Raw genomic sequence first — 5,095 nt, 5'->3', positions numbered from 1 at the left:
ACACAGTGGACGCGAGCAACTGAGGACAAGCCCTCGGCCTATTAGTACCGGTCAACTCCACCAGTTACCTGGCTTCCATATCCGGCCTATCAACCCAGTCGTCTACTGGGAGCCTTACCCTCTCAAGGAGGTGGGAGCCCTCATCTCGAAGCAGGCTTCCCGCTTAGATGCTTTCAGCGGTTATCCTTTCCGAACGTAGCCAACCAGCCATGCCCTTGGCAGAACAACTGGCACACCAGAGGTTCGTCCGTCCCGGTCCTCTCGTACTAGGGACAGCCCTTCTCAAGACTCCTACGCGCACAGCGGATAGGGACCGAACTGTCTCACGACGTTCTAAACCCAGCTCGCGTACCGCTTTAATGGGCGAACAGCCCAACCCTTGGGACCGACTCCAGCCCCAGGATGCGACGAGCCGACATCGAGGTGCCAAACCATCCCGTCGATATGGACTCTTGGGGAAGATCAGCCTGTTATCCCCGGGGTACCTTTTATCCGTTGAGCGACGGCGCTTCCACAAGCCACCGCCGGATCACTAGTCCCGACTTTCGTCCCTGCTCGACCCGTCGGTCTCACAGTCAAGCTCCCTTGTGCACTTACACTCAACACCTGATTGCCAACCAGGCTGAGGGAACCTTTGGGCGCCTCCGTTACCCTTTAGGAGGCAACCGCCCCAGTTAAACTACCCATCAGACACTGTCCCTGATCCGGATCACGGACCCAGGTTAGACATCCAGCACGACCAGAGTGGTATTTCAACGACGACTCCACCCATACTGGCGTACGGGCTTCACAGTCTCCCACCTATCCTACACAAGCCGAACCGAACACCAATATCAAACTGTAGTAAAGGTCCCGGGGTCTTTCCGTCCTGCTGCGCGAAACGAGCATCTTTACTCGTAGTGCAATTTCACCGGGCCTATGGTTGAGACAGTCGAGAAGTCGTTACGCCATTCGTGCAGGTCGGAACTTACCCGACAAGGAATTTCGCTACCTTAGGATGGTTATAGTTACCACCGCCGTTTACTGGCGCTTAAGTTCTCAGCTTCGCCAACCCGAAGATCAGCTAACCGGTCCCCTTAACGTTCCAGCACCGGGCAGGCGTCAGTCCGTATACATCGCCTTACGGCTTCGCACGGACCTGTGTTTTTAGTAAACAGTCGCTTCTCGCTGGTCTCTGCGGCCACACCCAGCTCACACCGTAAAGATGATCACCAGACATGGCCCCCCTTCTCCCGAAGTTACGGGGGCATTTTGCCGAGTTCCTTAACCATAGTTCACCCGAACGCCTCGGTATTCTCTACCTGACCACCTGAGTCGGTTTAGGGTACGGGCCGCCATGAAACTCGCTAGAGGCTTTTCTCGACAGCATAGGATCATCCACTTCACCACAATCGGCTCGGCATCAGGTCTCACCCACAAGAGAGACGGATTTACCTACCCCTCGGGCTACACCCTTACCCCGGGACAACCACCGCCCGGGCTGGACTACCTTCCTGCGTCACCCCATCGCTTACCTACTACCATCTCGGGTCAGCGGCTCCACCACTCCCACCCACAGCAAAGCTGCAGACAGGCGGCTTCACGGCCTTAGCATTAATGGGCTCGATATTGGGCGTTTCAAAGCGGGTACCGGAATATCAACCGGTTGTCCATCGACTACGCCTGTCGGCCTCGCCTTAGGTCCCGACTTACCCTGGGCAGATCAGCTTGACCCAGGAACCCTTAGTCAATCGGCGCACACGTTTCTCACGTGTGTATCGCTACTCATGCCTGCATTCTCACTCGTGAACCGTCCACAACTCGCTTCCGCGGCTGCTTCACCCGGCACACGACGCTCCCCTACCCATCACAACAGGCGTTAGCCTTCATGCTGCAATGACACGACTTCGGCGGTACGCTTGAGCCCCGCTACATTGTCGGCGCGGAATCACTTGACCAGTGAGCTATTACGCACTCTTTCAAGGGTGGCTGCTTCTAAGCCAACCTCCTGGTTGTCTCTGCGACTCCACATCCTTTCCCACTTAGCGTACGCTTAGGGGCCTTAGTCGATGCTCTGGGCTGTTTCCCTCTCGACCATGGAGCTTATCCCCCACAGTCTCACTGCCGCGCTCTCACTTACCGGCATTCGGAGTTTGGCTAAGGTCAGTAACCCGGTAGGGCCCATCGCCTATCCAGTGCTCTACCTCCGGCAAGAAACACACGACGCTGCACCTAAATGCATTTCGGGGAGAACCAGCTATCACGGAGTTTGATTGGCCTTTCACCCCTAACCACAGGTCATCCCCCAGGTTTTCAACCCTGGTGGGTTCGGTCCTCCACGAAGTCTTACCTCCGCTTCAACCTGCCCATGGCTAGATCACTCCGCTTCGGGTCTTGAGCGCGCTACTAAACCGCCCTATTCGGACTCGCTTTCGCTACGGCTTCCCCACACGGGTTAACCTCGCAACACACCGCAAACTCGCAGGCTCATTCTTCAAAAGGCACGCAGTCACGACATACAAGCAAAGCTTGCATGCGACGCTCCCACGGCTTGTAGGCACACGGTTTCAGGTACTATTTCACTCCGCTCCCGCGGTACTTTTCACCATTCCCTCACGGTACTATCCGCTATCGGTCACCAGGGAATATTTAGGCTTAGCGGGTGGTCCCGCCAGATTCACACGGGATTTCTCGGGCCCCGTGCTACTTGGGAAATGAGCAAGCAAGCCGCATGAATTTCAGCTACGGGGGTCTTACCCTCTACGCCGGACCTTTCGCATGTCCTTCGCCTACCCATACGGTTTCTAACTCGCCCAGCAGCCGGCAGACTACTGAAGCTCACTCCCACAACCCCGCATGCGCAACCCCTGCCGGGTATCACACACATACGGTTTGGCCTCATCCAGTTTCGCTCGCCACTACTCCCGGAATCACGGTTGTTTTCTCTTCCTGAGGGTACTGAGATGTTTCACTTCCCCTCGTTCCCTCCACACTGCCTATGTGTTCAGCAGCGGGTGACAGCCCATGACGACTGCCGGGTTTCCCCATTCGGAAACCCCCGGATCAAAGCCTGGTTGACGACTCCCCGGGGACTATCGCGGCCTCCCGCGTCCTTCATCGGTTCCTGGTGCCAAGGCATCCACCGTGCGCCCTTAAAAACTTGGCCACAGATGCTCGCGTCCACTGTGCAGTTCTCAAGCAACGACCAGCCACCCGCCACCCCACCCCCCTACAGGGATGAGTACACCGGGGCCGGCATCCCGAAGACACGAGCACACGCTCGCACCCTCAGACACCCAACAGCGCGCCAAGCACAGCCCCCACGGCACCCACCACGTTCCACGCCCCTCACAGAGAAGCAGTACTAGCGGAAGAAACCCCGGACACTGCGCCAACTAATCAACGTTCCACCCATGAGCAACCGTGCGGGACATTTGCCCGCAGTCGGCCATATGCTCCTTAGAAAGGAGGTGATCCAGCCGCACCTTCCGGTACGGCTACCTTGTTACGACTTCGTCCCAATCGCCAGTCCCACCTTCGACAGCTCCCTCCCACAAGGGGTTGGGCCACCGGCTTCGGGTGTTACCGACTTTCGTGACGTGACGGGCGGTGTGTACAAGGCCCGGGAACGTATTCACCGCAGCAATGCTGATCTGCGATTACTAGCAACTCCGACTTCATGGGGTCGAGTTGCAGACCCCAATCCGAACTGAGACCGGCTTTTTGAGATTCGCTCCGCCTCACGGCATCGCAGCTCATTGTACCGGCCATTGTAGCACGTGTGCAGCCCAAGACATAAGGGGCATGATGACTTGACGTCGTCCCCACCTTCCTCCGAGTTGACCCCGGCAGTCTCCTGTGAGTCCCCATCACCCCGAAGGGCATGCTGGCAACACAGAACAAGGGTTGCGCTCGTTGCGGGACTTAACCCAACATCTCACGACACGAGCTGACGACAGCCATGCACCACCTGTATACCGACCACAAGGGGGGCACTATCTCTAGCACTTTCCGGTATATGTCAAGCCTTGGTAAGGTTCTTCGCGTTGCGTCGAATTAAGCCACATGCTCCGCTGCTTGTGCGGGCCCCCGTCAATTCCTTTGAGTTTTAGCCTTGCGGCCGTACTCCCCAGGCGGGGAACTTAATGCGTTAGCTGCGGCACCGACGACGTGGAATGTCGCCAACACCTAGTTCCCAACGTTTACGGCGTGGACTACCAGGGTATCTAATCCTGTTCGCTCCCCACGCTTTCGCTCCTCAGCGTCAGTAATGGCCCAGAGATCCGCCTTCGCCACCGGTGTTCCTCCTGATATCTGCGCATTTCACCGCTACACCAGGAATTCCGATCTCCCCTACCACACTCTAGCCTGCCCGTATCGAATGCAGACCCGGGGTTAAGCCCCGAGCTTTCACATCCGACGCGACAAGCCGCCTACGAGCTCTTTACGCCCAATAATTCCGGACAACGCTTGCGCCCTACGTATTACCGCGGCTGCTGGCACGTAGTTAGCCGGCGCTTCTTCTGCAGGTACCGTCACTTTCGCTTCTTCCCTGCTGAAAGAGGTTTACAACCCGAAGGCCGTCATCCCTCACGCGGCGTCGCTGCATCAGGCTTTCGCCCATTGTGCAATATTCCCCACTGCTGCCTCCCGTAGGAGTCTGGGCCGTGTCTCAGTCCCAGTGTGGCCGGTCGCCCTCTCAGGCCGGCTACCCGTCGTCGCCTTGGTAGGCCATCACCCCACCAACAAGCTGATAGGCCGCGGGCTCATCCTGCACCGCCGGAGCTTTCCACCCGGAAGGATGCCCTCCCGAGTCGTATCCGGTATTAGACCCCGTTTCCAGGGCTTGTCCCAGAGTGCAGGGCAGATTGCCCACGTGTTACTCACCCGTTCGCCACTAATCCCCTCCCGAAGGAGGTTCATCGTTCGACTTGCATGTGTTAAGCACGCCGCCAGCGTTCGTCCTGAGCCAGGATCAAACTCTCCATGAATGCTTTCCCGTAATCGGGATGAACACCACGTTGAGCGGAACCAGCAGGCGGAATAAGCCCGCCGGTTCACAGCGTCCTCGCTGTGTTTGTTACAAAGGAACCTCATCCACCAGACCACTGAAGGG

The 5,095-nt window shown here is 57.6% G+C and carries 2 rRNA genes; both read right to left on the bottom strand.

The features are described 5' to 3' along the window. Window positions 1-21 precede the first annotated feature (21 nt). Window positions 22-3,145, bottom strand: a 23S ribosomal RNA gene (locus NPS70_RS28370). A gap of 297 nt (window positions 3,146-3,442) precedes the next feature. Then, window positions 3,443-4,970: ribosomal RNA gene (locus tag NPS70_RS28365) — 16S ribosomal RNA — on the bottom strand. Together the 16S and 23S rRNA genes form the textbook arrangement of a ribosomal RNA operon. Between the last annotated feature and the right edge of the window lie 125 nt (window positions 4,971-5,095).

The organism is Streptomyces sp. C10-9-1 (genome assembly GCF_024497955.1).
Taxonomy (GTDB): Bacteria; Actinomycetota; Actinomycetes; order Streptomycetales; family Streptomycetaceae; genus Streptomyces; species Streptomyces sanyensis.
The sequence above is the reverse complement of the archived record's forward strand: the minus strand, read 5'-3'. Positions and strand labels throughout refer to the sequence as shown.